Origin of the sequence: Actinomadura sp. 6N118 (assembly GCF_044326415.1) — a bacterium.
Lineage (GTDB): Bacteria > Actinomycetota > Actinomycetes > Streptosporangiales > Streptosporangiaceae > Spirillospora.
This window is the reverse complement of the sequence record NZ_JBIRAZ010000004.1, coordinates 99,037-124,730: the sequence shown is the minus strand read 5'-3', so window position 1 is coordinate 124,730 and position 25,694 is coordinate 99,037. Positions and strand designations below refer to the sequence as shown.

The 25,694-nt window shown below is 70.1% G+C and carries 30 protein-coding genes and 2 pseudogenes; 16 read left to right on the top strand and 16 right to left on the bottom strand.

Annotated elements, in window-relative coordinates; translation table 11 throughout:
* Positions 1-3: 3 nt before the first annotated feature.
* The 4 genes from ACH34W_RS11345 to ACH34W_RS11330 form a co-directional block, all read right to left on the bottom strand.
* Complete coding sequence (locus ACH34W_RS11345) at positions 4-750, bottom strand: cytochrome d ubiquinol oxidase subunit II (protein ID WP_395960749.1); 747 nt, start codon at positions 748-750, stop codon at positions 4-6.
* A gap of 65 nt (positions 751-815) precedes the next feature.
* On the bottom strand, positions 816-2,003 hold the full coding sequence (locus tag ACH34W_RS11340; protein ID WP_395961166.1) for a cytochrome ubiquinol oxidase subunit I: 1,188 nt from the start codon (positions 2,001-2,003) through the stop codon (positions 816-818).
* Between the two features lie 225 nt (positions 2,004-2,228).
* Positions 2,229-3,395, bottom strand: a complete 1,167-nt coding sequence (locus ACH34W_RS11335) for an MFS transporter (RefSeq protein WP_395961165.1) — start codon at positions 3,393-3,395, stop codon at positions 2,229-2,231.
* A 63-nt stretch (positions 3,396-3,458) separates the two neighbouring features.
* Positions 3,459-3,947, bottom strand: a complete 489-nt coding sequence (locus ACH34W_RS11330) for an Lrp/AsnC family transcriptional regulator (RefSeq protein WP_395960748.1) — start codon at positions 3,945-3,947, stop codon at positions 3,459-3,461.
* Between the two features lie 70 nt (positions 3,948-4,017).
* On the opposite strand from ACH34W_RS11330, the gene ACH34W_RS11325 reads away from it, so the two are divergent.
* The 3 genes from ACH34W_RS11325 (at position 4,018) to trxA (ending at position 5,892) form a co-directional block, all read left to right on the top strand.
* Positions 4,018-5,034 carry a threonine/serine dehydratase gene (locus ACH34W_RS11325; RefSeq protein WP_395960747.1) on the top strand — a complete coding sequence of 339 codons (1,017 nt, stop codon included), beginning with the start codon at positions 4,018-4,020 and terminating at the stop codon, positions 5,032-5,034.
* A gap of 152 nt (positions 5,035-5,186) precedes the next feature.
* Positions 5,187-5,696 (top strand): MerR family transcriptional regulator, encoded by a 510-nt coding sequence (locus ACH34W_RS11320; protein WP_395960746.1) that lies wholly within the window; start codon positions 5,187-5,189, stop codon positions 5,694-5,696.
* Positions 5,578-5,892, top strand: coding sequence for a thioredoxin (gene trxA / locus ACH34W_RS11315; RefSeq protein ID WP_395960745.1), 315 nt, complete (start codon positions 5,578-5,580; stop codon positions 5,890-5,892). The genes ACH34W_RS11320 and trxA overlap by 119 nt, the downstream gene beginning before the upstream one ends.
* Positions 5,893-5,950: 58 nt before the next feature.
* On the opposite strand, the gene ACH34W_RS11310 is transcribed toward trxA, so the two are convergent.
* Positions 5,951-6,409 (bottom strand): hypothetical protein, encoded by a 459-nt coding sequence (locus tag ACH34W_RS11310; RefSeq protein ID WP_395960744.1) that lies wholly within the window; start codon positions 6,407-6,409, stop codon positions 5,951-5,953.
* A gap of 183 nt (positions 6,410-6,592) precedes the next feature.
* Here ACH34W_RS11310 and ACH34W_RS11305 point away from each other — a divergent pair, with 183 nt between their 5' ends.
* Positions 6,593-7,645, top strand: coding sequence for a tyrosine-type recombinase/integrase (locus tag ACH34W_RS11305; RefSeq protein WP_395960743.1), 1,053 nt, complete (start codon positions 6,593-6,595; stop codon positions 7,643-7,645).
* 29 nt (positions 7,646-7,674) lie between these two features.
* On the opposite strand, the gene ACH34W_RS11300 is transcribed toward ACH34W_RS11305, so the two are convergent.
* The 7 genes from ACH34W_RS11300 to ACH34W_RS11270 all read right to left on the bottom strand — a co-directional run bounded on the left by ACH34W_RS11300 (position 7,675) and on the right by ACH34W_RS11270 (position 12,987).
* Complete coding sequence (locus tag ACH34W_RS11300) at positions 7,675-8,559, bottom strand: SRPBCC domain-containing protein (protein ID WP_395960742.1); 885 nt, start codon at positions 8,557-8,559, stop codon at positions 7,675-7,677.
* Positions 8,556-8,894: an ArsR/SmtB family transcription factor gene (locus tag ACH34W_RS11295; protein WP_395960741.1), complete on the bottom strand. Its 339-nt coding sequence runs from the start codon at positions 8,892-8,894 to the stop codon at positions 8,556-8,558. The genes ACH34W_RS11300 and ACH34W_RS11295 overlap by 4 nt, the downstream gene beginning before the upstream one ends.
* 173 nt (positions 8,895-9,067) lie before the next feature.
* Positions 9,068-9,760, bottom strand: coding sequence for a hypothetical protein (locus ACH34W_RS11290; protein WP_395960740.1), 693 nt, complete (start codon positions 9,758-9,760; stop codon positions 9,068-9,070).
* A complete protein-coding gene (locus ACH34W_RS11285; RefSeq protein WP_395960739.1) occupies positions 9,757-10,743 on the bottom strand; it encodes an ArsR/SmtB family transcription factor in 987 nt (328 codons plus the stop codon). The genes ACH34W_RS11290 and ACH34W_RS11285 overlap by 4 nt, the downstream gene beginning before the upstream one ends.
* 359 nt (positions 10,744-11,102) lie before the next feature.
* The gene (locus ACH34W_RS11280) at positions 11,103-11,630 is read right to left on the bottom strand and encodes a hypothetical protein (protein ID WP_395960738.1); all 528 of its coding nucleotides are present in this window, start codon (positions 11,628-11,630) and stop codon (positions 11,103-11,105) included.
* Between the two features lie 204 nt (positions 11,631-11,834).
* Positions 11,835-12,479, bottom strand: a complete 645-nt coding sequence (locus tag ACH34W_RS11275) for an HAD family hydrolase (protein WP_395960737.1) — start codon at positions 12,477-12,479, stop codon at positions 11,835-11,837.
* 58 nt (positions 12,480-12,537) lie between these two features.
* Positions 12,538-12,987, bottom strand: coding sequence for a DUF1707 domain-containing protein (locus ACH34W_RS11270; RefSeq protein WP_395960736.1), 450 nt, complete (start codon positions 12,985-12,987; stop codon positions 12,538-12,540).
* A gap of 265 nt (positions 12,988-13,252) precedes the next feature.
* On the opposite strand from ACH34W_RS11270, the gene ACH34W_RS11265 reads away from it, so the two are divergent.
* Positions 13,253-13,990 carry a phosphatase PAP2 family protein gene (locus tag ACH34W_RS11265; RefSeq protein ID WP_395960735.1) on the top strand — a complete coding sequence of 246 codons (738 nt, stop codon included), beginning with the start codon at positions 13,253-13,255 and terminating at the stop codon, positions 13,988-13,990.
* A gap of 76 nt (positions 13,991-14,066) precedes the next feature.
* Here ACH34W_RS11265 and ACH34W_RS11260 read toward each other — a convergent pair whose 3' ends face one another.
* Positions 14,067-15,317, bottom strand: a complete 1,251-nt coding sequence (locus tag ACH34W_RS11260; protein ID WP_395960734.1) for an epoxide hydrolase family protein — start codon at positions 15,315-15,317, stop codon at positions 14,067-14,069.
* A gap of 193 nt (positions 15,318-15,510) precedes the next feature.
* Here ACH34W_RS11260 and ACH34W_RS11255 point away from each other — a divergent pair.
* The 3 genes and pseudogenes from ACH34W_RS11255 to ACH34W_RS11245 form a co-directional block, all read left to right on the top strand.
* A pseudogene (locus ACH34W_RS11255) lies at positions 15,511-15,639 on the top strand (ATP-binding cassette domain-containing protein); the annotation flags it as partial.
* 468 nt (positions 15,640-16,107) lie between these two features.
* Positions 16,108-16,251 (top strand): hypothetical protein, encoded by a 144-nt coding sequence (locus ACH34W_RS11250; protein ID WP_395960733.1) that lies wholly within the window; start codon positions 16,108-16,110, stop codon positions 16,249-16,251.
* 144 nt (positions 16,252-16,395) lie between these two features.
* Complete coding sequence (locus tag ACH34W_RS11245; protein WP_395960732.1) at positions 16,396-16,740, top strand: hypothetical protein; 345 nt, start codon at positions 16,396-16,398, stop codon at positions 16,738-16,740.
* Positions 16,741-17,170: 430 nt separating this feature from the next.
* Here ACH34W_RS11245 and ACH34W_RS11240 read toward each other — a convergent pair whose 3' ends face one another.
* Positions 17,171-17,719 carry a UTRA domain-containing protein gene (locus tag ACH34W_RS11240; protein ID WP_395961164.1) on the bottom strand — a complete coding sequence of 183 codons (549 nt, stop codon included), beginning with the start codon at positions 17,717-17,719 and terminating at the stop codon, positions 17,171-17,173.
* Positions 17,720-17,737: 18 nt separating this feature from the next.
* Positions 17,738-17,935: pseudogene (locus ACH34W_RS11235) on the bottom strand (GntR family transcriptional regulator); the annotation flags it as partial.
* Between the two features lie 321 nt (positions 17,936-18,256).
* Here ACH34W_RS11235 and ACH34W_RS11230 point away from each other — a divergent pair.
* The 4 genes from ACH34W_RS11230 to ACH34W_RS11215 all read left to right on the top strand — a co-directional run bounded on the left by ACH34W_RS11230 (position 18,257) and on the right by ACH34W_RS11215 (position 21,072).
* A complete protein-coding gene (locus tag ACH34W_RS11230; protein ID WP_395960731.1) occupies positions 18,257-18,649 on the top strand; it encodes a hypothetical protein in 393 nt (130 codons plus the stop codon).
* Positions 18,649-19,272 carry a hypothetical protein gene (locus tag ACH34W_RS11225; protein ID WP_395960730.1) on the top strand — a complete coding sequence of 208 codons (624 nt, stop codon included), beginning with the start codon at positions 18,649-18,651 and terminating at the stop codon, positions 19,270-19,272. The genes ACH34W_RS11230 and ACH34W_RS11225 overlap by 1 nt, the downstream gene beginning before the upstream one ends.
* Positions 19,265-19,546, top strand: a complete 282-nt coding sequence (locus ACH34W_RS11220; RefSeq protein ID WP_395960729.1) for a hypothetical protein — start codon at positions 19,265-19,267, stop codon at positions 19,544-19,546. The genes ACH34W_RS11225 and ACH34W_RS11220 overlap by 8 nt, the downstream gene beginning before the upstream one ends.
* 1,097 nt (positions 19,547-20,643) lie before the next feature.
* On the top strand, positions 20,644-21,072 hold the full coding sequence (locus ACH34W_RS11215) for a hypothetical protein (RefSeq protein ID WP_395960728.1): 429 nt from the start codon (positions 20,644-20,646) through the stop codon (positions 21,070-21,072).
* 356 nt (positions 21,073-21,428) lie between these two features.
* On the opposite strand, the gene ACH34W_RS11210 is transcribed toward ACH34W_RS11215, so the two are convergent.
* A complete protein-coding gene (locus ACH34W_RS11210) occupies positions 21,429-22,505 on the bottom strand; it encodes a UTRA domain-containing protein (RefSeq protein ID WP_395960727.1) in 1,077 nt (358 codons plus the stop codon).
* Positions 22,506-22,678: 173 nt separating this feature from the next.
* Here ACH34W_RS11210 and ACH34W_RS11205 point away from each other — a divergent pair, with 173 nt between their 5' ends.
* The 4 genes from ACH34W_RS11205 (at position 22,679) to ACH34W_RS11190 (ending at position 25,650) form a co-directional block, all read left to right on the top strand.
* Positions 22,679-23,056, top strand: coding sequence for a hypothetical protein (locus tag ACH34W_RS11205; RefSeq protein ID WP_395960726.1), 378 nt, complete (start codon positions 22,679-22,681; stop codon positions 23,054-23,056).
* Positions 23,053-23,796 (top strand): hypothetical protein, encoded by a 744-nt coding sequence (locus tag ACH34W_RS11200; protein ID WP_395960725.1) that lies wholly within the window; start codon positions 23,053-23,055, stop codon positions 23,794-23,796. Before ACH34W_RS11205 ends, ACH34W_RS11200 begins: the two co-directional genes overlap by 4 nt.
* A complete protein-coding gene (locus ACH34W_RS11195) occupies positions 23,793-25,217 on the top strand; it encodes an FtsK/SpoIIIE domain-containing protein (protein WP_395960724.1) in 1,425 nt (474 codons plus the stop codon). The genes ACH34W_RS11200 and ACH34W_RS11195 overlap by 4 nt, the downstream gene beginning before the upstream one ends.
* Before the next feature lie 118 nt (positions 25,218-25,335).
* Positions 25,336-25,650 carry a hypothetical protein gene (locus ACH34W_RS11190; RefSeq protein ID WP_395960723.1) on the top strand — a complete coding sequence of 105 codons (315 nt, stop codon included), beginning with the start codon at positions 25,336-25,338 and terminating at the stop codon, positions 25,648-25,650.
* The last annotated feature ends 44 nt before the right edge of the window (positions 25,651-25,694 follow it).

Here is a 25,694-nt window from a genome sequence, read left to right as displayed (position 1 = left end):
ACATCACAGATATGAGGGAGAGTCGACACGGCCGCGGAACGTCCACCACACCAGCGCCTGCGCGGCCACCAGCACCGGCAGCACCACCGCCGTCGTCACCGCCGTGACCGCCAGCCCCGATCCCGCCGCCGCCGCGTCCGACCACGGCAACCGCGTCCCCGCCACCAGCATCACCGTCGCCAGCGCCGCGCCCGTCAGCGGATACGGCGCCGGGAACCGGTCGGCGCGCGCCGCCGGCGCGCCCGTCAGCCGCCACCGCGCCAGCGCCACACCGTGCGCCGCGAACAACGCCGCCAGCGGCAACCCCGCCACCGACCCCGCGTTCAGCCCCTCACCACCGGCCAACACCGACCCCAGCACCGACGCCCACGCCAGCGCCAGCGCCCAACTGCCCGCCACGATCGCGCCGTCGCACACCCGCCGCCACGCCGCCGCGTCCACCCGCCCCCGCAGCCACAAACCCATGTCGCGCACCACCCACCCGAGCAGCAACACCGCGAACAAGGGGAACAGCCCCTCCAGCAGGTGATGTTCCAGCCCCGGGAACGCTCCGGCCACGATCCCCGCCGTCGACACCAGCCACACCTCGTTCCCGAGGAAGAACGGCGCGATCGCCGCGATCACCACCCGCCGCTCCTGCTGCGAACGGCCCAGCACCGGCAGCAGCATGCCCACCCCGATGTCGGCTCCCGCCAGCACCAGATACGCACCGGCGAACACCGCCAGCATCACGATCGCCAGAATCTCCATCGTCAGGCTCCACTCAGACCGAAGTACGAAGGCCAGGTCAAGAAAGACCGGTCAACACGCCGGGATCAGAACGTCGGGGCGAACGCCGGCGCCGCGGACTCCACCGGGGGAGCCGCACCGAGCTGCGCCGCGTCCGGCCCCCGCCGCGCATACCGCGCCAGCAGCCACGTGTTCACCATGATCAGGACCGCGAACAGCGCCGTGAACGCCACGAACGACGTCGTGATCAACCCGGGGCTCACGTCCGACAGCGCGTCCTTGGTCTTCAGCACCCCGTACACCGTCCACGGCTGCCGCCCGACCTCACGGAACACCCAGCCCGCCAGCATCGCGACATAGGGAAGCGGCACCGCCACCATCATCAGCACGTGGAACACCCGGCCCCGCACCAGCCAGCGCCCGAACGGGAACTTCACCAACGCCACCAGCGCCACCAGGACCATCACGACCCACACCATGATCATCGTCGCCAGGCCCGCGTCCGTCAGCCCCGGCGCCAGGTAGTCATCCGGCCCGAACCGCGCCGTGAACTCCGCCGCCTTCGCCGCCGCGTCGTCCGACCCCGGGTTCTTCGTCGGCTGCAGATGACCGAACTGCATCCCGCCGAACACCACCACCGGGAACACCGACAAGATCACAGTCAGCAGCCCGATCCGCATCGACCGGCGGAAGAACTCCACCTCCGCCGTCCGCCGGAACAGATGGAACGCGCTCACCCCCGCCATGAAGAACCCCGCGGTCAGCAACCCGCCGAACAGCACATGGAAGAACGCCAGCACCGCCGTCGGGTTCGCCATCACCGCGCCCAGATCCGTCAGCCGCGCGACGCCGTCCACCATCTCGTAGCCCACCGGCCGCTGCAGCCACCCGTTCGCCACCAGCACGAAATACGCCGAGAAGTACGCCGTCAGCGTCACCACCCAGATCAGCGCCAGATGCGCCCACCGGTTCAGCCGATCCCACCCGAAGATCCACAGACCCAGGAACGTCGACTCGATGAAGAACGCCACGATCGTCTCCATCGCCAGCGGCGCCCCGAACACCCCGCCGACCATCCGCGACATGCCGCCCCAGTTCAACCCGAACTGGAACTCCATCACCAGCCCGGTGACGATCCCCACCGCATAATTGATCACATACAGCTGGCCCCAGAACCGCGTCATCCGCGCGTGCACCACGCTGCCCGACACCGTCGCACGGGTCTGCATCACCGCCACCAGCGTCGCCAGGCCCAGCGTCAACGCGACGAACAGGAAATGCGAACCCGCCGTCAACGCGAACTGCACCCGGGCCAGCATCAGCGCATCCATCAGCTCACGCCCCAAACCAGGATCGTTCCAGTACGCCCCGATCCTGACCGGGACACCCGCACCGCCGAATCCGGCGCGAGCGTTCACCCGCCGTGCACCTTTCGCGCAGCGCCGCCCACCCGGCTACATCCCGAGATGTACACCGCCCACGACCCTGTACACCCGCCGTCAGCGGCGCCCTCGCCCCGGCACCCACAACGCCAGCCCCATCACCACGAACGGCACCGACGCGACCGCGAACAACACCCCGGGTCCCGCCCACGCCGACCCCAGCGCGTACCCCGCGAACACCAGCACCGCCACCACCTCCGACCCGAACCCCGCCATCGACATCACCGTCGCCCGCGACCGGTCCGAGATCCGCTCCTGCAGCCGCGCCTCCGCCGCCACGACCGCCCACTGGATCACGCCGAACGCCACCGCGATCAGCGCCATCCCCTCCGGCCGGCCGCTCAGCGCCCCCGCCGCCATGCACACCGCCGCGACCACCAACGCCGGCGCCAGCCACCGCACACCCCGGCCCGCCAGCCACCCGCCCGCCGTCTCACCCACGCCGACCACCAGCATCAGCAACGGCACCACCGCCACCGCCGCGCCCGTCGAACGCCCCAGCACCGGCAGGTACTCATCCAGCGCACCGAACCCCATCACCGCCGTCGTCAGCACCAGCGCGCCCCGCACCCGCGGCACCCGCCGGACCTGCGTCACCCCGTCCCGCAGCACCTCCAGGAACGACCCATCGCCGTCCCCTCCGTTACCTTCGTCCTCGCCGGAACCCGCACCCGAGACCGAGCCTGTGCCTGCGCCCCGTGACTCCGGCAGCGACCACGACACCACCGCGCACAGCAGGCACGCCACGACGCTCGCCACCCCCGCCGCCCGGTAACCCCCGGCGGCCATCACCGGCGCCGCCACCCCGTTCGCCAGCATGATCGCCGTCGTGCCCAGCGCCTGCGACCGTCCCATCACCCGCGCGTACGAACCCGCCGCCCCCACGCGCCCGAGCTCCTCGTACACCAGCGCCTGCAACGTCCCCGAACGCAGCGCCGTCCCCACACCCCACAACACGAACCCCGCCGCGAACGCCGGATACGACGGCACCAACGTCCACAGCGCGAAACCCGCACCGGTCAGCAGGGGAGCGGCCACCAGCAGCCGGCGGCGCGAGAACACATCGGCGAACAGACCCGACGGCAACTCGAACACGAAACCCGCGACCGACCAGATGACGAACAGCGACGAGATCGCCGCGGGGGAGAGGCCGGTGTCGGCGAACAGCAGCGCGTACACCGGATACAGAAGAACGAAGTCCTCAAGGAACGCACACGCGTACAGCCGGCGCGCCAGCCCGGACCCAGGCCCAGTGGAAGATCAATGTCGCCATGTCATGGCCGCAGCCTATCCCGCCGCACCCGGCAGCGGCACCGCCAATCCCGACTTCACCGTCTCATACGCCGGCAACGTCTCAAACCGCCGCACATGCGTCGCGTCCCCGACGAACAACCGCCGCGACACCTCCCGGTTCGCCGCCAGATCCGCCGTCACCAGCACCACCACGTAATCCCACTGCCCGACGATGTTGAAGCACTGCTGCACCGCCGGCTCGGCCCGCATCCGCGCCCGGAACGCCTCATGATGCGCCGCGTCATCGTCCGCCAGCGCCACCAGCACCACCGCCGTCAACGCCGCGCCCACAGCACGCGGCTCCAGCACAGCGACCTGCGACCGGATCACCCCCGCCGCGCGCAGCCGCGTCAGCCGCCGCTGAACGGCGCTGGGGGACAGGCCCACCTCATCACCCAGCTCGTGCAGCGGACGCGCCGCGTCCACCTGCACCAGCCCGAGCAGCAGATAGTCGATCTCATCAAGGCTGTACGCGACGTCCACGCAAGAATCTTGCACGGCGCCGGGAAAATCTTCAATCGCGTCCACTGGCGGCCCGCCTACCGTTCCACCCATGACCTACCACGCACCCGGCCTCAACGCAGACCTCGAGCACAACCTCGACCACGACATTGACCTAGGCCTTGATCTTGGCCCGGGCCTCGGCCTGGACCTGGACCGCATCGCCCACGCCGCCACCACCATCGACCCCGCGTTCCGCGACAGCCCCCAGTACGCCGACGAACAGCTCCAGGCACGCCTCGGCCGCCGCGTCATCACCAAGGTCGAGACCCTCAACCCGCTGCGCAGCTTCAAAGGCCGCGGCGCCGACCTGCTCGTCAGCGGGCTGGCCCGGGGGAGCACCGTGGTGTGCGGCTCGGGCGGCGGCAACTTCGGCCAGGCCATCGCCTACGCCGCCCGCCGCCACGGCCTGCGCGCCGACGTGTTCGTCCCCGCCGACGCCTCCCAGATCAAGACCCGCCGCATGGCGGCGTTCGGCGCCCACGTCCACCGTGTCGTAGGCTCCCACAAGGACCACGCCGCGGCCTACGCCGCCGCCGAGGTGCCCGGCCGGTACTACGCCGTCGACGGCAGCGACACCGCCGTGTACGAGGGCAACGCCACCATCGGCGTCGAACTCCTGCGCGGTGAACCGTTCGACACGCTCGTGGTGCCGGTCGGCGACGGCGCGCTCATCGCCGGCGTCGCGCGCTGGGTGAAGGCCCACGCGCCGCACGTCCGCATCGTCGGCGTCACCTCGGCCGCCGCACCCGCGCTGGAACGCTCCTGGCGCAGCGGCGCGCGTGTCGCCGTCGAACACGGCGCCACCATCGCCGCCGGCATCTCCATCAGCGAGCCCGAACCTGAGGCGGTCGTCCGCACCCGCGCGCTCGTCGACGATTTCCTGCTGATCGACGACGACGAGCTGCTCGCCGCGATGCACCTGGCGGCCGAGACGCTCGGGCTGCTGCTGGAACCCGCCGGAGCGGCGGGCCTGGCCGCGATCGCCGCCCGGGACATTCCCGGCGATGTGATCGCCACCGTGCTCACCGGAGCCAACGCCGATCTCAGCCTCTACCAGCTTACTTAACATAATGTACATTATCGACCAAGTGTGAGAACGCGAGAAGAGGGGCGCGAAACCGCGGAAACCGGCGGGAAGAAGGCGTGCCCGCGGCGGCTTGACCTTGACGCCGGTGTCAAGCGTTACCGTCGCTGACGGCTGATGATCAGGGAGGGCCGATGCGGATCGGTGAGCTGGCCGAACGAGCCGGCGTCAGCACCCGCTCGCTGCGTTACTACGAGCAACAGGGACTGCTGACGGCGCGGCGCGCCGGAAACGGCTACCGCGAATACGACGAGTCGGACGTGCGGCTCGTCGCGGAGATCCGCACGCTGCTGGCCGCCGGGTTCACGCTGGACGACGCCCGCCCGTTCGTGGAATGCCTGCGGGCCGGCCATGACACCGGCGGCTCCTGCCCCCAGTCCATAGCGGTCTACCAGCGCAAACTCGCCGAGATCGACACCGAGATCCGCGCCCTGATCAGGCGCCGGGCCGACATGGCCGGCCAGCTGGCGCGTGCCTGCCCAGGCTGCGCCCTCCCTGGAAAGACGGCACGGAAGGCAGACAACGATGATCGAGCTGACCAGCGAGACCTTCGACGAGCAGGTACTCCGCGGCGGCACACCGGTACTGGTCGACTTCTGGGCGGAGTGGTGCCCGCCCTGCCGGATGATCTCACCGATCCTTGAGGAGATCGAGGACGAGTACCGCGGCCGCCTCACGATCGCCAAACTCAACGGCGACGACCACCCCGGCATCGCCCAGCGGTATGGCGTGATGGGCTTCCCCACCCTCAACCTCTACCGCGACGGCCAGGTCGCCCTGCAGATCGTCGGCGCCAGGTCCAAGCGGCGCCTGCTCGCCGACCTGGCCCCGCACCTCTAACGCCGCACATCAGGGATGACGGTGTTCGTTCGGATGAACGGTGTTCGATGACCGGTGTTCAGGGCGTGCGGCGGAGCGGCTCGAGCGCCGTCATGTAGTCGACGAGGCGCACCCCGATCTCGAAGGCGATGTCGCCGTCGGCGAGGTCGGGGTCGAGCCAGAGCTCGGAGACGCGGCGCCAGTTGGCGGGGCCGATGAACGGGCCGGCGACCGCGTCGTCCCCCAGCGCCGGGCGCCATCTGTCCTGGCGGGTGGTGAGGCGTTCGAGCGCGGCGTCGTTGTCGGCGGCCTTGGGGTGCTCGGCGTGGAACCCGATCTCGACGGCGAACTCGCGGGCGGCGGTGACGATGTCGGCGTTGATGACCTGGGCCTCGTAGTGCTCGCGGTGCGGCGCGGCGTCGCCGAACCAGGCCTTGACGCCGGTGCGGCGCACCATGAGGCGCAGCTCTCCCAGGTCGCGTGGCGCCGATCCCCTGACGACCTCGCCGACCTGCTCGAACAGTCCCTCGTCCAGCACCGCTGACCTCCTCGTGATCATTATGGGGGAACGGCTCGCCGGGCCGTCCGATTCCACCGGACCTGCACTCCTGTACTCATTATCTGAACTCTTTTCAAAACCAGACAGAATGAGGGTTCTGTCTGGTTTTGTATCTAATGTCCGATTCTAGATTTGTCGGAGGCGGCCGGTAGCGTCCGGCGGGTGCGTCCAGCCGATGTTCAGCGTCTCACCGTGGCCGAGTGTGTCGACCGTTATACCGACATGGTCCGCGCCAAGACGGCGACGGGGGCGCTGGCTCCCGGCAGCGCCGAGGTGTACGCGCGGGACGTGCACACCTTCGCCGACCTGGCCGGGCCCGACCACGTCCTCGACGACCTGGACGGCGCCGACGTCGACGAGGTGCTGCTGCGGTTCGCGCGCAAACCGGACGGGCGCCGCGCGCCCGAGCGTGGCGGCGTGCCGGCCGGTGGTGCCGCTCCGCTGCAGAGCGCGGCGTCGCAGGCGCGGTTCCGCCGGTCGGTGTCGGCGTTCTTCCAGCACGCGGCGCTCTCCGGGTGGGTCCAGCTCAACCCGATGCTCACGGTGACGGTCCGGCCCAAGCAGCGCGGCGGGCTGCGCGCCGAACGCCGCGCGCTGACGTCGGAGCAGGCGGCGGGGCTGGTGGGCGCGGCGCGGGAGCTCGGCACCGGCCAGCGGGAGCAGCGGCGTGGCCGGTCCGACCAGCGGACCGAGCTGCGGGACGCGCTGATCGTGCTGGTGCTGGCGGCGGTGGGGCCGCGGGTGTCGGAGCTGACGGGTGCCAACTCCGAGGACTTCTTCGTGAACGCGGGCACCCGCTACTGGCGGATCTTCGGCAAGGGCGGGCGGACCAGGGACGTGCCTCTCCCCCGGCCGGTGGCGCAGGTGCTGGACGCCTATCTGGAGGAGGGACGCCCGCTGCTCGATCGCGGGCTCGAGCCGAAGGCGCTGCTGCTGTCATGGCGGGGGCGGCGGCTGGCGCGCGGTGACGTGCAGGCGGTGATCGACCGGGTGCTGGCGCGGGTGGAGCCGGACCGGCGGCGCAGCGTCACCCCGCATGGCCTGCGGCATACGACGGCGACGCATCTGCTGGCGGCGGCGACCGACATGGACGCGGTGCGGCGCGTGCTCGGCCACGCGGACCTGTCCACGCTGGGCCGATACCGCGACGAGCTGCCGGGTGAGCTGGAGGCGGCGATGCGCATTCACCCGCTGCTGGGCCGCGACGACGCCTGAACAAGCCCCCCGCTCCCCCGGCGGCGCCGTCACGGACGGTTGGTGATCTGCTGGACCGCCCAGGAGTTGCCGTCCGGGTCGGAGAAGAAAACGAAGCCGGCGTTGTTGAGGTCGTCTCCTTCCTGCTCCGGGCGTTTGCCTTCGGGGCCGAAGACCGTGATCTCGCTGACGTCGACGCCGCGTTCGACCAGCTGGGCGCGGGCCTTGTGCAGGTCGTTGACGACCAGCTGCAGGCCTTGCAGCGAGCCGGGCTTCATCGAGTGGATCCCGGTGCCGATGACGACCGAGCAGCCCGAACCCGGCGGGGTCAGCTGGATGATCCGCTGATCCTCGCCGACCTTGGTGTCGTGGTCGACGTTGAAGCCGAGCTGGTCGGCATAGAACTCCTTGGCGGCGTCGAGGTCGGTGACGGGGACGATGACCACTTCGAGGGTCCAGTTCATGAGGTTCTCCTTGAGTGCCTGATCGAGTCGTGTGTAGCCCTCGGCGACTCCGCGGGCCATCGGGTGGGCGAGCACCCGGTCGCGTGCCTCGCGCGAGGCGAACCGGAGCGTGCTGGTCACCGTCGTGGTGCCGCCGAGTTCGGTGAAGTCGTGGGTGATGAGGGTTTCGCCCGGATAGGACTGGTCGTCGAACCGCTCGGTGAACACCAGCCGCGCGGGCGCTGCGACCGTCCGGTAGACGCCGCCGTTGGCCATGAACTGCCCGTCAGGGCCGGCCCATTCGAACCGGTAGCGACCGCCGGCCCTCAGGTCGACCTCGCATCGGGTCAGGTGCCAGCCGCGGGCGCCGAGCCAGCGGCGCAGCAGCTCCGGCCGTGTCCAAGCGGCGAAGACGAGCTCGCGCGGGGCGTCGAACTCCCGGGACATGACGATGTCGGTTTCGCCAGGGGTGTCGACGTGCAGGGTGCTCATGTCTCCCCCTTGAGCTCGCGCAGGAGTGCGTCCAGGTTCTGGTAGCGCTCCTCCCAGAAGTCCCGGTAGTCCTCCAGCCAGTTGGTGGCCTCCTTGAGCGGCGCCGCCTGCAGCCGGACCGGGCGGCGCTGGGCGTCCCGGCCGCGGGAGACCAGCCCGGCCCGCTCCAGCACCTTGAGATGCTTGGAGATCGCGGGCTGGCTCATCGTGAACGGCTCGGTCAGCTCCCCGACCGTGGCCTCGCCCCGCGCGAGCCGTCCGAGGATGGCCCGTCGGGTCGGGTCGGCCAGCGCCGCGAAGGTCGCATCCAGCCGTTCTGTGTCAGTGTCAGTCATACTCTCTCTACCTGGTTATATAACCAACTGGTTTTCGACCATAGGGGGTGCGGGGCTGCCGGTCAAGGCCGCCCTGATCCGGGATGTCGACCGGCGCAACCCCGTTCAAGGTTTGGCACGGCGCCACCGGCAGGGAGGAGCGATCCGCCTTCATGGCGGTGAGCGGCCTGGGGTCAGACCCAGCCGATGTCGGAGGGTTCGGGGAAGCCGCCGTGCATGATGCCGTAGGCGATGAGCAGGACCACCGCGGGCGCGAACGTGTAGATCATGACGCGGCCGAGGCTGCCGCGGGTGCGCCAGCCCCAGGCGGTGAAGGCCGCCGCGACGGCGATCCCGGCGACGGCGGTGCCGCCCTCCAGGGCGTTGGTGGTGAACGTGACGCCGGTGATGAGGGAGAGGAGGGCGGGCAGCGGCCCGCGTGCAGGTGGCCGGCGGGCCAGGGCGGCGCCGAGTGCGGCGAAGACGACGGCGAGGCCGCCGTACCAGACGTAGTGGCCGACGACCTCGTCCCACAGATGCACCAGGTCGCTGGGTTCGGCGTTGCTGACGGAGTTGGCGGCCAGGTGGATGCCGTGGCCTTCGACGTAGGTGAGGGCGCCGGCGAGGTAGAGGATCCAGAGGCGCGGTGCCGCTCCCCCGGCGCGCAGGGCCGCGGCGGCGGGGAGGAGGACGGCGTAGGGGGTGATGAGGTCGACCCAGTCGGCCCATCGGGTCTCCCCCGCGTTGCCGAGCCAGGCCAGTCCGAACCCGATGTGGTGGGTGAGGGCGTAGGCGATGGCGGTGACGAGGAGCCAGGGCAGGTAAGCAGAGCCGCTGGGAGGGGCATCAGGGGCACTTGGGGTGCCTGGGGCCGCAGGGGCTCTCATGAGTGCTCCTGGGCCTGGACGAGAGCGTCGCCGGGGACGGTCCGGTAATAGAGGACCGAGCGTCCCGCGCGGCGGCGCTCCACGAGGTGCGCGTCGAGCAGGACCTTGAGGTGGCGGCCGACCGAGCCGAGGCCGTATCCGGTGAGGGCGACGAGCTGGGTGGTGCTCTTCGGGGCGTCCAGGAGGGTCAGGACGGCGGCTCGCACGGGTCCGAGGAGGGCGGCGAGTGACGCGGCGGCGGGGCTCTGCCGCGCGGTGGTGAGGGTGGCGGAGCAGGGATAGACGACGGCGGAGCGCCGGTGGGCGTCGTCCCAGGCGAGCCACGTCCGGTGAGGGGTGACGGGGACGAACACGAGCTGGTCGCCGGTGAGATGCCGGGGCGGGTGGTCGCGGGTGGTGATCTGGAGGCGGTCGCCGCCGAGCCAGCGCATGCCGGGGCGCAGGTCGCCGAGGGCGGCCGACCAGCCGCCGTGGCCGAGATGGACGGTGCGGGCGACGATGTCGGCCTCGATGACGCGGCGGCGGTGCGGCCAGGTGGGGTGGACGGTGCTGGTCCAGACCCAGTGGAGGAGGTTCGCGGCGCGTTCGGGCAGGTCGTCGCGGTCGAGAGCGGCGGGGAGCGGGCCGCGCAGGGAAGGTCCGAGGTCGGTGCGTGCGGCATCGGGCGCGGTGGCGCGGACGCGGGCGAGTTCCTGGTCGAACGCGGAGCCGTCGTCGAACGTGGAGTCGCCGTCGGGCGTGGGGGTGAGGAAGGTGGCGTTCCAGGTGGGGCCCAGGGCGGCGTGGATCAGGAGCGCGGTGACGGGATCGGCGGCGAGGCGCCGGCGGTAGGCGGGCAGGTGCGTGTCGAGCCAGGTGCGTTCACCGGGGTGGGCCGCCGCCGCGTGGTGAAGGGTCTTGAGCGCGGCGATGGTCTCCGCCAAAGGTGAGATGACGAAGCGGCCCCGCGCGAGCGTGTCCGCGTCAATCTGCCACCAGCCCATCGTCGCGCCTCCTGGCGCGACGATATCGGTCGCCCCGGGACGACCGCACATGCCTGGGCGTGGTCCTCGCGGGGCCGGGGCCGGATCGCCCGGCCGTCCCCTGGGCAGTCTGCTGAACGGCACGCCCCGTGCATGCACACGGGGCGTGTACGAGGTGGTCGTGGCGGCCTCCATGAGCGGGGAGGACGCTGGCACTCGCGCACGCAGGTCGCAGCGTAGTCGTCCTGGTCGAAACGTCGCCATGAGCGCGATCACCATGACGGGCGGGCACGGGGGCTCGGCGCAAACGACCTCGGCCGGCCAAGGGTCGGGTTGCCGCGGTGGAGGGCCTATGCGCCCGTGCGGGCGATCTCGGGGTGTCAGCGGCCGAGGGTCTGCTGGAGGTGGATGACGCAGGCGGAGCGGCGCGGGCCGTCTTCGAAGCGGCGTGCGCATTCGCTGCGGATCCAGGCGGGTACCTGAGGTTGCGCGGGCTTGCGTGGTTTGGCCTGGAGTGGGCGGCGCGGCAGCTTGCGCGAAGGCCGTGGCGGAACAGGGCGCGGCGTGCGGGCTTCTGGCATGCGGTCATCTGGCGTGCCAGCGCGTGCCCGGGCGCGTGCGGGAGCGGGGTCGGGGCGGGTGGTGTCCTGCTGGCCGATCAACGCTGAGGCGGTGGCGTGCGGGGATGGCGGTGCGCCGCTGCGGCGCGCGGACGGCGTGCCCGGCCCGGACGGCGTGCCCGGTCCGGAGGGCGCGAGGTCGCCGTGGCCGCTGCGCGGGGTGTGGTGGGCGGCCTGGACGGTGACCCAGACGGCTGTGGCGGCGGCGACCGTGAAGAGAATGAGAGCCGCGGTGGACCGGGCCCCCGCCGTGCGGCGCGGCCTGGGCGGGTGCGGGGGCCAGGTCATGTAACCCACGGTAAGTGGACGAACGCAGATCGCGATGGTGGTTGCGGGATTTGCTCCCGGCCAATCCGGATGCCGCCCACTCCAGATGCAGGGGCGAGGCAGCCTCGGCGGTCACGTCCTGGTGAGCCGCAGGCGCGTTCACCCGGTGTGGCCCTGCTCGGGCCGGGGCCCCCGCGACTGAACGTGCACGGCTCGTCTTGGTGGTCAGGCGGGGGTGTCGAGGAGACTGCGGCCGAGGCGGTAGGCCTGGGTGAGGTCGTTGCCGCGGTAGTCGGCGGCGGCGATGCCGGCGAGGTGGTGGTCGGCGTTGACGGCGACGGTGTGGGTGAGGTGGCGGAAGAGGGGGCCGTCGGACACGGAGTCGCCGTAGGCGACGCACTGGGCGCGGGTGAGGCCGTAGCGGGTGCGCAGGTCGTCGGCGATGCGGACCTTGTCGGCCGGGGTGAGGATGCCGGCGGGGTCGAGCGGGGCGGTGAACGGCAGCGGCGGGAAGCGGGACGCGACGACCTCGTCGAAGCCCAGGTCGAGCAGGTGGCGGGCGAAGAAGTCGGGCGACATGGTGATGACCGCGGAGCGTTCGCCGCGGCGGCGGATGTCGGCAGCGACGTCGGCGATGCCGTTGAGCCAGGGCCCGGCGGTGTAGGCGGCGGCGACCTGGGCTGGCGTGAGGGTGCGCCAGAGGGCGTGGATGGCGGCGGAGAAGCCGCGGGTGTCCAGGGTGCCGTCGGCGAACCGGGCTTCGAGGGCGTGGAGTTCGGGGAGGGTGCCGAGCTGCCGGGCCACCTCGAGGTTGGCGGTGGACCCGGCGAGAAGCGTGCCGTCCATGTCGAAGATGTGCAGGTTGCTCACGATCAGCCAAGTGTGGTGCATCGTGGGCGGAGGGGGCTAACGGGTTTTGCGGCGCCCGTCAGTGGCGGATGGACCTGCGGTGTTTGTCCTTGGCGTCCGGCCAGATGGCGTACGACACCAGGACCGCGGCCCAGATGCCGAGGGGCGCGATGGGCCAGAACCACTTGAGCTCCCCCGCGTTCAGTGAGGAGACGCCCCAGATGACCGTCATGATGAGGGCGCCGGCGCCCCAGTAGCCCCATTCGTTGAGCCATTCGCGCTTGTCGGCCTCTTCTCGGGCGGCTTCGGCCTTGGCCTGGGCGGCGCGGGAGACCGGCAGGTCGGCGGTGAGCAGCTCGAGCCGGTCCATGGTGACGGCGGTGGCGGCCAGTTCGAGACGGCGGTTGTACTCGGCGGTGTCCAGAGCGCCCTCGGCGAGGGCGTCGCCGAGACGTTCGATCACGGCGTTGCGTTCGGCGTCGCCCGCGCGCAGGGCCGTGGCGGGCTTGGTGAAGTCGGGCGTGGTCATCGGGTTTCCTCCCCGTTCGTGCTGGGTGTTTCCAGCATGGCCGCGGGGGGCGCCGTGGTCGTCCTCCGGCATGACGAACCGGGTGTACATCGTTCGCAGGACCCTGCCGAAAGTAGGGGCAAAGTTCTGCCTTCCGGATGATCCGCCGCCTAATGATCACTCTTTAGCCTGACATTCACCACATTTCGATGAACGTGGGGTGAACTTTCCCGGTCTGCTGGAGGATCTCACCTTGCGAGTGGCCGTTCCGTACGTGAGGGAGAGCATGCAAGCGCCTGGATTCAGCGCCGACTGGTACCGCGCTATCACCGAGTTCGCCGACGGGCTGCCGTCATGGGTGCACGTGGTGGCCGAGATCGGCACCGACGCGGGCCTCCTGCTGTTCGCCGCGCTGTTCGTGGCGGGCTGGTGGCGCGCCCGCGGCGGGACAGGCCGGGCGATGGGACTGGCGCTGGCGGCGCCGTTCGCGGTGGTCGCCGCCTACCTTGTCAGCGAGGTCTCCAAGACCTTCCTGGAGGAGGAACGGCCCTGCCGGGCGGTGGTGGACGCGGCCAACATCGCGGCGTGCCCGTCACCGGGCGACTGGTCGTTCCCCAGCAACCACGCGACGATCGCGGCGGCGTCGGCGGCCGTGATCGTGGTGGCGAGGCGGTCGATGGCGGCGGTGGTGCTGCCGCTGGCGGCGCTGATGGCGTTCTCCCGGGTGTTCGTGGGTGTGCACTACCCGCATGACGTCGCGGTGGGGTTCCTGCTCGGCGTGGCGGTGGCGCCGGTGGTCGTGCTGCTGATGGCGCGGCTGCTGGCCCCGCTGGTGGAGTCGATGCGGATGCGGCCGGGTGCCGCGTTCCTGCTCGGGACGCCGCCTGCGATCCTCGACCGGGCTCCGGTCCCGGTGCCCGCGCGAGCCGAGCCCGGCGGGCTCGCCGCGCCCACGACGGCGGCCGAGACATTGCCGGACGTGATGTCGGGCAACGGCCGCAAGGGCCACTACCCGCCCGCCTGACCGATCCGCGCCCAAGATCCCGGTGCCGGGCGGCACCGGGATCTTGGGACGGCGGGACGTTGGAGCGGCGGCGGGCTCAGCGCAGCTTGCGGAAGAACGCGCGGACGTCGTCGACCAGCAGGTCCGGTGCCTCCATCGCCAGGAAGTGGCCGCCGCGGCCCAGCTCTGTCCAGTGGACGATGTTGTGGTCGCGTTCGGCCCACCGGCGGATGGTCACATCGTGATTGGAGACGAGCACCCCGGTCGGCACCGTCCCGCGCTCGGGCGCCCATCCGCCCCCGCCGTCCTCGCCGGTGTCCCCGGTTGCGGAGGAGTCCCACTCGGCGCTGCCGGCGTCCCACTCCCCCGCTTCGCCTGCTTCGGCCGTGCTGCTCCAGGAAGCGGCGGACATCTCCTCGTAGTAGACCTGCGCGGCCGATCCGGCGGTGCCGGTCAGCCAGTAGATCGAGACGTCGGTGAGGATGCGGTCGCGGTCGACGCTGTCCTCGGGCAGGCCGTCCTCGGGGTCGGTGAGCTCCTTGAACTTCTCCACGATCCAGGCGAGCTGCCCGGCGGGCGAATCGTGCAGGCCGTAGGCGACGGTCTGCGGCCTCTTGGAGTTGCACTGCAGGTAGCCGTCATTGAAGTCCTGCATCGCCTGCCAGCGGCGCTGCTCGGTCTCGGTGAGGCCGTCCATCTCACCGTCCGCACCGACCGGGAACGTGATCATTGCGTTGAGGTGGACGCCGGTGACGTGCGCGGGGTCCTGCTTGCCCATCTCCGGGCCGACCCACGAACCGGTGTCATAGCCCTGCACCCCGTACCGCCCGTATCCGAGCGCCGCCATCAGCCGCACCAGCACGCCCGCCATCCCGGCCGCGCTCATGCCGGGCCCGGCCAGCGGCGTGGAGAACCCGAACCCCGGCAGCGACGGGATCACCAGGTGGAACGCCTCGGCCGGATCACCGCCGTGCGCACGCGGGTCCGACAGCGGCCCGATCACGTCCAGGAAGTCGGTGACGCCGCCGGGCCAGCCGTGCAGCAGGATGAGCGGGGTCGCGTCCGGCTCGGGTGAGCGCACGTGCAGGAAGTGGATGTTCTGGCCGTCGATGGTGGTCATGAACTGCGGGTGCTCGTTGAGCGCGGCCTCGTGCACCCGCCAGTCATAACGGGTGCGCCAGTGCTCAGCCAGGTCCTTCAGGTACGCCACCGGGACGCCCCGGTCCCAGCCGACGCCGGGCAGCTCGTCTGGCCAGCGCGTGTTGGCCAGCCGTGCGTTGAGGTCGTCGAGCTGCGCCTGCGGGATGTCGATGCGGAACGGGCGGATGTCCTGCTGCGAGTTCGTCATGCCCCGACGGTAGGAGCCCAGTAGGACAGGTTCGTTCCTACTGGTGCGTGATGGTCCAGATGGCCGGGATGAAGCCGAGGTTGACGAAAGTCAGGGAACGCGGGTGGCGTTCGCGCACTGTGGCGGCACTCCCCCGGTTCCTAGCGTCGAGACCGACATCGGAACGGCATGACAGAGAGAGCCGGGAGGCTCGATGATCACATTGCGAGGACTCACCAAGCGGTACGGGGACAAGGACGCGGTCAGCGACCTGTCCCTGGAGATCGCGCCGGGGAAGGTGACGGGGTTCCTCGGCCCGAACGGGGCGGGCAAGACCGTCACCGGATTGTGACACTTCTTCCGGTGACGTGTGCGATGGTCTCGTTTCGCCAGAGTAGCGCCGTTTGGGTGGACGGATGCGGCCTTGACCGGGGTTGCGGGCCGCTTAGCCTGTCCCGGCGAACGGGTGCCCCTTGGGGGTCCCCGGCGAAACGCCCGCTGTGCGGTCCGCTAAGGGGTCCCCGGTCAAGGACGCATCCGGCCACCCGTGCGCACGCTCAGCCCTCGGAATAGGCAGCGCCTAGTTGGGGCTGCGGGTCGGTGGCTTAGCGGGCTGGCAGGGTCGCACAGCTCTTATAGGTACTGCCCTACGCCGGAGGCGGGTCCGTGTCAGGGGTGGGGGTCGGGGTTGGTTGGGAAGCGAATGAAGCTCAAGGTTGGTCGCCTACTGGGGCGCTGAGCGCTGGGCAAGGGGCGTCTTACAACTCTGCCCATTGCCTGCCCTTTGCCGAGTGCCTGGTGACCTGGAGTCATGAAGACCAAGACCGTGCTGGCGGTGATCGGACTGGTGGCGGTGATTGGACTGGTGGCGTTGGAGGTGGCGTTGGGCGCTGCGGCGCTCCACTTCTATGAGCCCTGGGCGTGGACAGGTGGACAGGAATCCACGGGGTGGTAGCCCTCGAAAGGGTATGGACTTCTGTCCGCCTGAGGAGCCCTCCGGCGAAAGAGCGAGGGGAGAGGCAACCTGGGGACTTGGCGTAGCGGTTGGGGGGGTGGGGTATCACTCGCGCCTGGAGTTGATGCAGTGGGAGGCGGCGGCGTGAAATTGGTGCTGACGTTTACGAGTCCTCAGAAGTTCGGTGCGGTCGAGGCGGAGCGGCTGGACGTTGAGGCAGCCGAGCTGGTGTTGCTGGACGCGTCAGGCGAAGCGGTGCTGCGTGTGCCTGCCGAGGTGATCCAGAGCGTGAACCCCGGTGCAGCGGCCCGGACGGAACGACTGCGTGATCATGCACCAAACCACGGCAGGCCGTGGACTGATGCCGAGCGGGCGACGCTACGCGAGTTGGTGAGTGCGGGCGCGTCGATGGTGGAGATTTGCGAACGGCTGGGGCGCAGTAGCAACGGCATCCGTTCGGAGATGCGACGGCTAGGACTGACGGGATAGCCCTTCAGAGCGCGGGCGATGAACGGTGTGGACGTCGGGGCGGAGCTGGACGCACGGACGGTCAGGCGACGCGCTGCACGGCCGCCGGGAAGCGGCCCACGCGACGCACGCGACGGGCCGCGTGGGGTAGGGGCCCCGCGCGGTCCCGGACGCGATGCGGCAGACGTGGGGCGCTGACCCGGCGAAGCCGGGTCAGCGCGGAGACTGAAGTCGGACGGGCGGACAGAGCCAACCCCGGCGGATCCGCCGTGAGTCAGGGCCGCGCGATGGGAGGGCGTTGCCGTCGGATCTGGCCGGAGGCCACCCCGTAGGGGCGACCGTTAAGGGAGGTGCGCCGGCGACGCCTGGCCGTGAGACTGCCCCGGCCCGCGCCGTAGGCGCGGGCTCTTGACCCTGGTAGGGAAAAGCCTCACACGTTCGGCGTGGCCGATCAGTCCTGCTTGATCTTCACGCGGTAGATGAACTCGCCCCACAGGTGGACCGGGCCTCGGTGCCAGGAGACTTCCACGGCGCGTCCGTTTGCGTCGTAGGCGACGTGATACATCTCGAAGACCGGTTGGTCATCCTGGATGTCGAAGTACTGCTGCTCCTCGCCTGTGGGTGGCCGGGACAGTGTGAGGTACTCGTCGGCCTCGACCTCTTCGTAGCCGAGTTCCTTCATGCGGGTAAGCATGCCTCCGGGTGGCTGGGTGAGATCTTCCAACTGCGTCCCGAACGCAATGTCACCCGGGATGAAGCTGGGTGCCTTCTGCACAAGGACATCGTCGGCGTACATGTCGCGGTCGCGGACAAGCACCTCAGCGTCCGGGTCAATGCCGAGCAACTCGGCAACCCGGGCTGGCGGCACCTCGCGGCGCACAGTGGTTTCTGAGCGCGGGGTCATGCCTTGACGGCGTACCTCGGCGGCGAAACCGCCACGGTCCTCGACGCGCTTAGACGCGGCGTAGCGGTCGCGCGCGTCGCGGGTGATCTGGGGCATGTAGGTCACCTTCGTCTTTCTTCCTTGGCCCAGGCTGATCAAGCCCTGTCTGCGCAGTCCTTGGAGTGCGCGGTTGATCGTGCTGTCACTGACGCCGAACTCAGCCGCCAGCGTTCTCTGACTAGGGAAGTCGGTCCCCCGGGGATATGGCGAGTCCTCCCTGAGGATGCGATCCCGTAGGACCGCCGCGATGTCGTTGGCGCTTAGACCCGGCATGCGCGCACTTCCTCCTCCTTAAGCAGCTTCCCCGATCAGTTGGGGCAAACGTTGAGCCAGCGGGCGAAGTGATTGAAGCTCATACCACTTCTGGCATGGAACGTTGACCCACCTGTACAGGTGCGGCGACGCTAGGCAACTCAGTAAACGTTTAATCAGTGAAGCACACCAGGAGTGATTCCCACCAGAATCCGCCCCAATCACGTGGGAGACGTGCCGTATCTCGGCACGTCACAAAGGGGCCGTAGGAAGCAGGCGGCCCCGGCCCGGTGGTGGAAACACCGGGACCCCGGGGCCTGACCGGACAAGGGAGGTCCGGCTATGGGCAAGGTATCCGATGCGTCGGCATCGTCACGTGGGTCTGTCCCGGTAGATCCGGGGAGGCTGGCGTGGGAACTGGAGCGGCGCTACCCCGATGTGTGTGCGTGGCTGGGTCGGGTCACGGGTTCGTGGTGGGCGTTTGCGCCGAACCATGAGCGGCTGATCGAGGCGAAGACGGCGGCGGCGCTGGGGCGTCGGCTGGATGAACTCGGCGCGCGGCGTCTGGTGACCATCGCGGGCGACAACTCCGCGCAGACGAACGGGACTCAGACGGAGACGGCGGCGCGGTTGGTGGTCACGCCGGGGCCGGAGGAAGCGCCCGGTGTGGGGCGGCGGGTTCGGTGGGGCCGTCGTGCCCATGGGACACATGCGGCGAATCGTGAGGTGCGGTGATGAGCATGTCAAGCCACGGCGAGTGGGTTGGCGGCGGGGACGTCGCGATTGACCGAGAGCTGTGGGCGCTGTTGGTGCGGGGCATGGATGGCGATCCGGACGCACGGCAGGCCGCTCGGGAGGGACTGATCAAAAGGGCTCCGGCCGCGTGGGATGAGGAGTCGGAGCGCGGCGGAGGAAGTGCGGTGCGGTGGATACCGCTGGAGACGGCGCGTGTGCTTGTGTTCGGTGCCTTTGAGGGGGCGATGCGGGCGCAGGGGCTGTCGGATGGCTTGCAAGTGGCGATCAGTGCTGAGGCGGCGCGCAGGCTGGAGGCGCGGGGCGAGCGGATCAGTCACGAGGGGCCGCACGCGATCACGGCGGGCTGTCCGGTGCGGTGCCTGCTGTGGGTGCTGGACTCGCGGGTGGCCGGAAGGGTGTGCCGGGGGGCGGTGAGCCTGTCGGCCTGGTGCACGGTGGGTGAGGTGGCCAAGCTCGCGGTGTCGGGTGAGCTGACCGATTTCCGCAATGTGGGATCGGGGACGTTGGCGCATGTGCGCGAGCGGCTGGGGCTGCTGGGCCTGCTGCCTGAAGGCGTCGCCGAGAGCGCACAGGATGCCCAGGGCGGTGGCCGGGATGGGTGAGCAGGCCGCCGATGGCGCGCCCCGTGACGACCGGAACCGGGACATCGGTGAGGCGGTGTGGGCCTACAACCGGCTGCTGGCGCTGCTGCCGGTGGTGCGGCTGCCGGGCGAGATGCCACCGACGTCGGGTGATGGCTGGGGGCCGCCGCAAGAGGTGGTGGAGGCGATCACGGGAGTGCCGGGCGTCACGGCCAAGGAAGCGGTCGCGGCGTATGGGTCGATCATCGAGCGGGCGGCGGCGCGTCAGCGCGCGCGGGAAGGCGGCGGCGCGTGAATGAGACGGGCGTGAGCGGGGGCTCTGGATAGGTGAGTCCCCTTGTCATTGAACCGGTCCTCGCTTGGCACCTGCGGCGGATGAGGCGTAGGTACCCGCAATGGGAGTTCAAGCGTATTGGGAACGAGTTCCAAGCTAAACGCGGGTCCGTGCAGATCGGATTCAAGTACCTGCATCATCTGGAGAAGCGCGTCCTGGAATTGGACCACAAAATCGCTGAGTGGGGAATTGAACCTCGCGGCAAGGCTTCTCCCGACTAAGACACCCCTGACCGGGGGGATCAGGCTCTTGAAGGGAGGGGGAATGTCTAGGGATACATGACTGTGGAGTCCAAAACGTGCGGAGCCCTCTTGTGCTGCTCAGTTAATCAGGGGGGCTCTGTGCTTTCTGTCAGCGAGTTCCCAAGAGAAACGAAAGGACATAGGCCGTTGGACGGACTCTCCCTTACCGACGTCATGTGGCTTGTGTGGTTTAGCGGTGCCTCCTTCTACTCGTGGCATGCCTGGAGGCTTCTGCAGCGTGTAGCGGCAGGCAACTCCACAAGTAGCGAGGCACAGGCGGCGGCGGATCTGGCGGTGATCAGACCGCTAGGTCTGATCATCCTTCTCGTTGTGCAGTCCCTGGTTTTCTCCGGCTGGCCAGCTGTGACGCTGGCGCAGGCCGCGAGCAAATTCAGGCGCCGGGCCTAACCCCCGACAGCACGCCCCGGTCACCGCGCTCTGGATGGCAGGGAAAGCACGGTGACCGGGGTTTCCTTCTCAGGCAACACCGGATGTGACTCGTGAAACAAGCCAGCGCGACCATCAAAGCGGCGATCACAGACTTTCTCGCTGAGCAAACCCAACCGGCCCGCGTATGGGATATCGCACGCGGGGTCGGCTACGGGATCGACCAAACCAGAATCGCTCTCAGGTGCATGGTCAAAGACGGAACCGTTGAGCGACTCGACAGCAGGGGAACGGCATACCTCAACCCCAGGCATGCCAGAACAACCACGGGGTTTGATACCAACCCAGCACGGTCCAGCTACCTCTACCGGCTCCCCGCCTCCGCAGGCGGATCGCAGGCCGGACCGCAAGGCGGGATGGAGAGCGCTGGTGAGTGATCCGGTGCGGTCGGTGGAGATGGTGTTGGCGGTCGAAACGGCGTTGCGCGACCTCATACGGGCCATGCGCGAGGAGGAGGCAGAGGCGATGCGTCCAGCCTTCGAGGCGTTCGCGGAACTTGAGGACACTTTCGGGGCCGCCCCGGTGCGGCGGCTGATGGGTGGGATGGCGGCCGGGGTTGTGGCTGAGGTGGCGCGGGTGTCGGGGCTGTCGCCTGCGGCGGTGGCCAAGCAGTACGCCCGCGAGGGGTGCATCGATCGGCGGCTACGGCAGTGGCTGATCAAGGTGCTGACGGTGAAGGTGGCCGGTGACGCTCGCGCTCCGGCCGGGACGGATGTGCGTCCTGCTGAGGTGCTGGCAGGTGTGTTCGTGGCTTTGGTGACCTATCTGGCGGCCGATCCCGGCAAACGCCCCTTCTAGCGCGATGCTGGGTGACGATGATCCGCTGTGTATGCGGTGGGGGTGGGTGTGCTGCACTGCGGCTGGCCATGCGAGTGAGCCTGAGGGGTGAAGGGGCCGCGGCTTCCCGGTTCGGTGGCAGGGTCGGGGCCGTCCGGTATGGCCGTAGGCCACCCCGTAGGGGCAGCCGTTCAGGCGAGTCCGGCCGGCGCCGTTGCGGCAATTCCAGGCAAGTGTGTGGAGTGCTAGAAGCCGCTGCCCCGGCGCTGACCGCCACCAGACGGGCCCTTTGGGCCGGGCCTGTACGTTGACCGGTTGCCCGACCGGCGCGGTACGTGAAGTGGATGACGTACCGCTGTCCTGGCGCCTGGCGGGGTTCAGTGGGTGGCGTGGTCGTCGGCCTGGACGCGGGTGGATTCGGCGGGCCACACGCTGACGGTGTAGTCGATGGGTGTGCCGGTGGCGGCGCGGGTGGTGGTGTCGCGTACGAGCACGATGGCGTCTGCGGCCAGGTGGAGGGCGCCTGCCTCGAAGGGCTGGGGGTGGCGGGCGTGGATGTGGCTGGTGGCGGTGGCGGGCGCGCGGCCGGTGTGCGTGGCTAGCGCCTGGGGCCAGGGTTCGGTGATGACGTCGGGCCGGGCGAGCGCGCTGGCCGGGTCGATGGCGGGTGTGTAGCTGGTGCGCAACTCCAGCGGGATCTGTCCGGTGGTGTCGGTGATGACACGGCGCCGGACGTGGATGGGGCCGGGCGTGCCGGTGATCTGCAGGGCGTGGGCGACTTCGGGCGGCGTGGGCTCGATGCTGACTTGCACGTGGTGCACGGCGGTGAGTTCGGCGGGGATGCCGCCCCCCAGCGGGATGGTGTGCACGGGCCGGGGCGGGCTGTAGGGGGCCGCGCCCGGTGCGGCGGCGGGCGGGTATCCGGTGGCCTGGCCGGGGCCGGGGTGGCCCGGTGGTGGCTGTCCCGGTGCTGGTCCGCCGGGTTCCATTTGGCCGGGTGTGGGCTGGCCGGTGTAGTAGGCGGGTGGTGGCGGGGTGGGTCCGGTGTAGCCGGGCTGGGTGTGTCCGGACGGGGCGGGTCCGGACGGGGTGAAGCTGCGGGGGTCGGGCATGGTTGCGTCGCTGTGGTCGGGTTCGGTGGGGCCGTACCGGTTGTAGGCGTCGGTGGTGCCTTGGGCGGCGATGTAGCCGCGTGTTCCGGCTGAGCGTGCCCACCCGAGTTCGGCGAGCTCGGAAAGGACGCGGCGGCTGGTGCGGTGGGAGACCTGCCAGCGCTCACAGATCTGGGCGTTGGAGGGGAGCAGGGAGCCCAGCGGGTAGGTGCCGCTGAGGATGTCTCCGATGATCTCGTCTCGGATGACGGCGTACAGCGCGGGGGCGCTGCCGGTGGTGGTGTCGCGTGAGCCCGTGGTGGGGCTGGGGCTAAACGCGTCGTCTTGGCCCAATGCGGCCACCGCCTTGTAGGTGCCTAGTCGATATCCAGCGTCTTTACCGTTCCGGCCCTACCTTAGCGTGCCTAGCTTGGCACGCAAGTGGTGCCGAGTGGGTTTACGAATGCCCGCACTTCGGGACAACCTAGGTGCAAAGGTGCCTAGCTTGGCACCATCCGAGGTGTGGAGGTGTGCACGTGGAATTCCGTGTGCAGATGGAGCGGCTCACGTTCTTGGTGGCGGACCTGCCGGAACAGCGCCGCAAGTTCGAGACCGGTGAGCTCCGGACGTCTGATGACGGCAGGCCGCTGTTTCAGGTGCGGTTGCTGGCGATGGACGGGCAGGGGTCGGCACCGATCAAGGTCGGGGTCGAGGGTGACCCGGGCCTGGGACAGGGCGCGTTCGTGCGGCCGGTGGGCCTGGTGCTCAACTCGATCGAGCGCAAGGGCGATGTGGTGATGTGGTGGACGGCCGATCGGCTGGAGATCACCGCGCCCCCGAACGCGGCGGCGAACCTGCCCGACAGCGCGGCGGGCACGGCGGTGGCTGCGTCGGGGAAGGCGGCGCAGAAGTGATCGGGCGTGTGGTGGGGCGGCTGTCGGGCCGGGCCGGGCTGGCGGCGGACACGATGGTGGCGGTCGGCGCGAGCGATGACGGCTGGGACGGTGGGGTGTCGGCGTCGGTGGTGACGGTCGGCATGACGGGGCCGGTGCGGGTGCATTACTCGCTGGCTGAACCGGCGGGCCCGACGTGGCTGCGGCACGTGCACATCTCCGAGCGGCAGCGGCGGCGGGTGCTGTCGGCGGCGCTGGGGTGCGGCGCGCTGGAGGGTGCTGGGGTGCGGCTGGGGCCGGACCAGGCGGCGCCGCATGGCTGGCTGCATGTGCGCTCGGGCGGCCGGAACGCCTGGACGCATCTACCGGAAGGCCGGTGCCTGGGCGGGATCGCGGTGTTCGACATGGTCATCAGCCTGGTACCCGAGAACGTGTGGCAGGAGCTGCACGGGCTGTGCTGGCAGGCATATGCCGCCTGGGTGCACGAGCGGCGCGGCGACGCGCGGGAACTGAACGGCGAACGCACGCTGCCTGATCCCTACCCGCCCGGGCAGAGCGGGGAGTCGGGCGGCGACCGGCACAGCGAATACAGCCGCGATTTCAGCCGGGAACGCAACGAGGACCAGACGGTGAACGACCCGCCTGACCTGAGCGTGGCGCCGGAAGACAGGCGGGTGGCTCCCATCCCGCCTGGTGAGGCTGGCCAGGGTGAGGGGTGGCCGGGGGCGCGGCGTGGCGGTGGTCGTGGGGGCGTGTGGTGAGCGGGCCGGACCGCCGCTACAGCGGGGTGGAGGCGCCGGGGCGGGTCGGGCTGCCTCCGGTGCTGCAACGCCCGGAACTGCCGGTGCGCGCCCGGCTGACGGTCGGGTCCGCGCTGATGTTGTGGGTGGTGCGGCCGTCGTGGCTGTGGCGCCGTGAGATCGGCGCGGCCCTGGTGCTCGCACTTCTGGCTGCGGCCGGATGGCTCTCGCGCGGCTGGCCCGGTGCGGTGGCGGCACCGCTGGGTCCGGCTGTGATCGCAGGGCTGGTGCCCTGGACACGTCGGGCGGCGGCGCGGGTCTGGCGGCGGGGTCGGCTGCGGCGCAAGTGGGATCGGGCGTGCCGGTTCGCGATGCTGACCACGGTCAATGACCGGATACCGCGCATCCGCAAGGCTCGGCGGGTGCCGGGCGGTGATCGGCTGCTGGTGCGGGTGCCGCGCGGCTCGACGGTGGAGGAGCTGGAGGCCGAAGCGGAACGGGTCGCGGCGGTGCTGCGGGTGCGTGAGGTCCGGGTGTCACGCGACATGGATCGCGCGGATCTGGCGCATGTGGACATCGTGCGGCGTGACCCGTTCGCCAACCCCGCCGATCCGGAGGTGTCGGTGCCGATCCGGTGGCCGTGGGCGGGCGGCGGTCAACGCTCGTTCGGTGCTGCGGTGCCGCTGGGTGTGGACGACATGGGTGATCCGGTGGCGGTGCGGTTCGAGGGCAAGAACATCGTGCTGGGTGGTGAGCCGGAGGCGGGCAAGTCGGCGGCGTTGTCGCTGATCCTGGCCGCTGCGGCGCTGGACCCCTACACACAGATCTGGGGGTGGGACGCCAAACGGGTCGAGCTGGCGCTGTGGCGGCCGGTGATGACCCGCATCACCTACGCCGACATGGACGCCGCGATCGCGCAGCTAGAGGACCTGATCAAGGAAATGGACCGGCGGTATGAGCTGCTGGAATCGGCCGGACGCCGGATGCTGCTGGCCCAGGACGCGCCGATGATCGTGGTGGCGGTGGATGAGTTGCGGTTCTTCACCGCGCATCTGGATCTGGCGGCGCGGCGGCACTTCAACGGGCTGGCGATCGATGTGATCGCGCGGGGCCGGGCGGCGCGGATCTTCGCCGCGCTGGCGACGCAGAAACCCAGCGGCGATGTGGTCCCTACGGCGTTGCGGGATCTGGTGGCGCTGCGGTGGGCGATGCGGTGCAACACCCCGCAAGCCTCCGACACCATCCTCGGTTCCGGGATGGCCAGCGCGGGCTATTCAGCGGCCGATATCGACCGCCGCACACGCGGCGTGGGGTGGCTGCACGCTGAGGGGTCGTGGCCGCGTCGGGTGAAGTCCTACTACCTCAACGATGACGAGATCCGGTCGATCGTGGCCCAAGGCGCGGCGCTACGGCGGCTGGTCGCGGGTGACGCCTGGGTGTAACCCGGCGCCCCTCTTCTTCCCCTTCTTCTCTCTGTCTGTTTCTCGGGCTCCGCGTGGCGGGGTCGGCGGCAGCGTGCCCGCCGCGCGGAGCCCAACCCCCTTTCGAAGGGAGCACGCGATGGCGTTTTCTCAAGCGCTGGTAGAGCAGGTGTGTCCGTGCGCGGCCAAGGTGGCGGGCCGGGTGTATCCGGTGAACCATCCCGGGCCGGGACAACCGGCGGCGTTCTCGATGGACCTGGTACGTCAAGTGGCAGACGTACTGACGGCCTACGACTTCCCGTTGATCGAGGACGACTCTCCCGATTGGTACGCGCTGGTGTGGTGTCTGTGGCGGTACTGCTACGGCCACAGCCCCTACGGCCGCCACACGCAGCACCCGGGAAACGCGGGTGACGACCCGGCGTCCGAGTGCGGCACGGGCGGGCAGGCATGAGCGGCCGGCGGAATGGCCGCAGGCCACCCCGAAGGGGCGAAGTT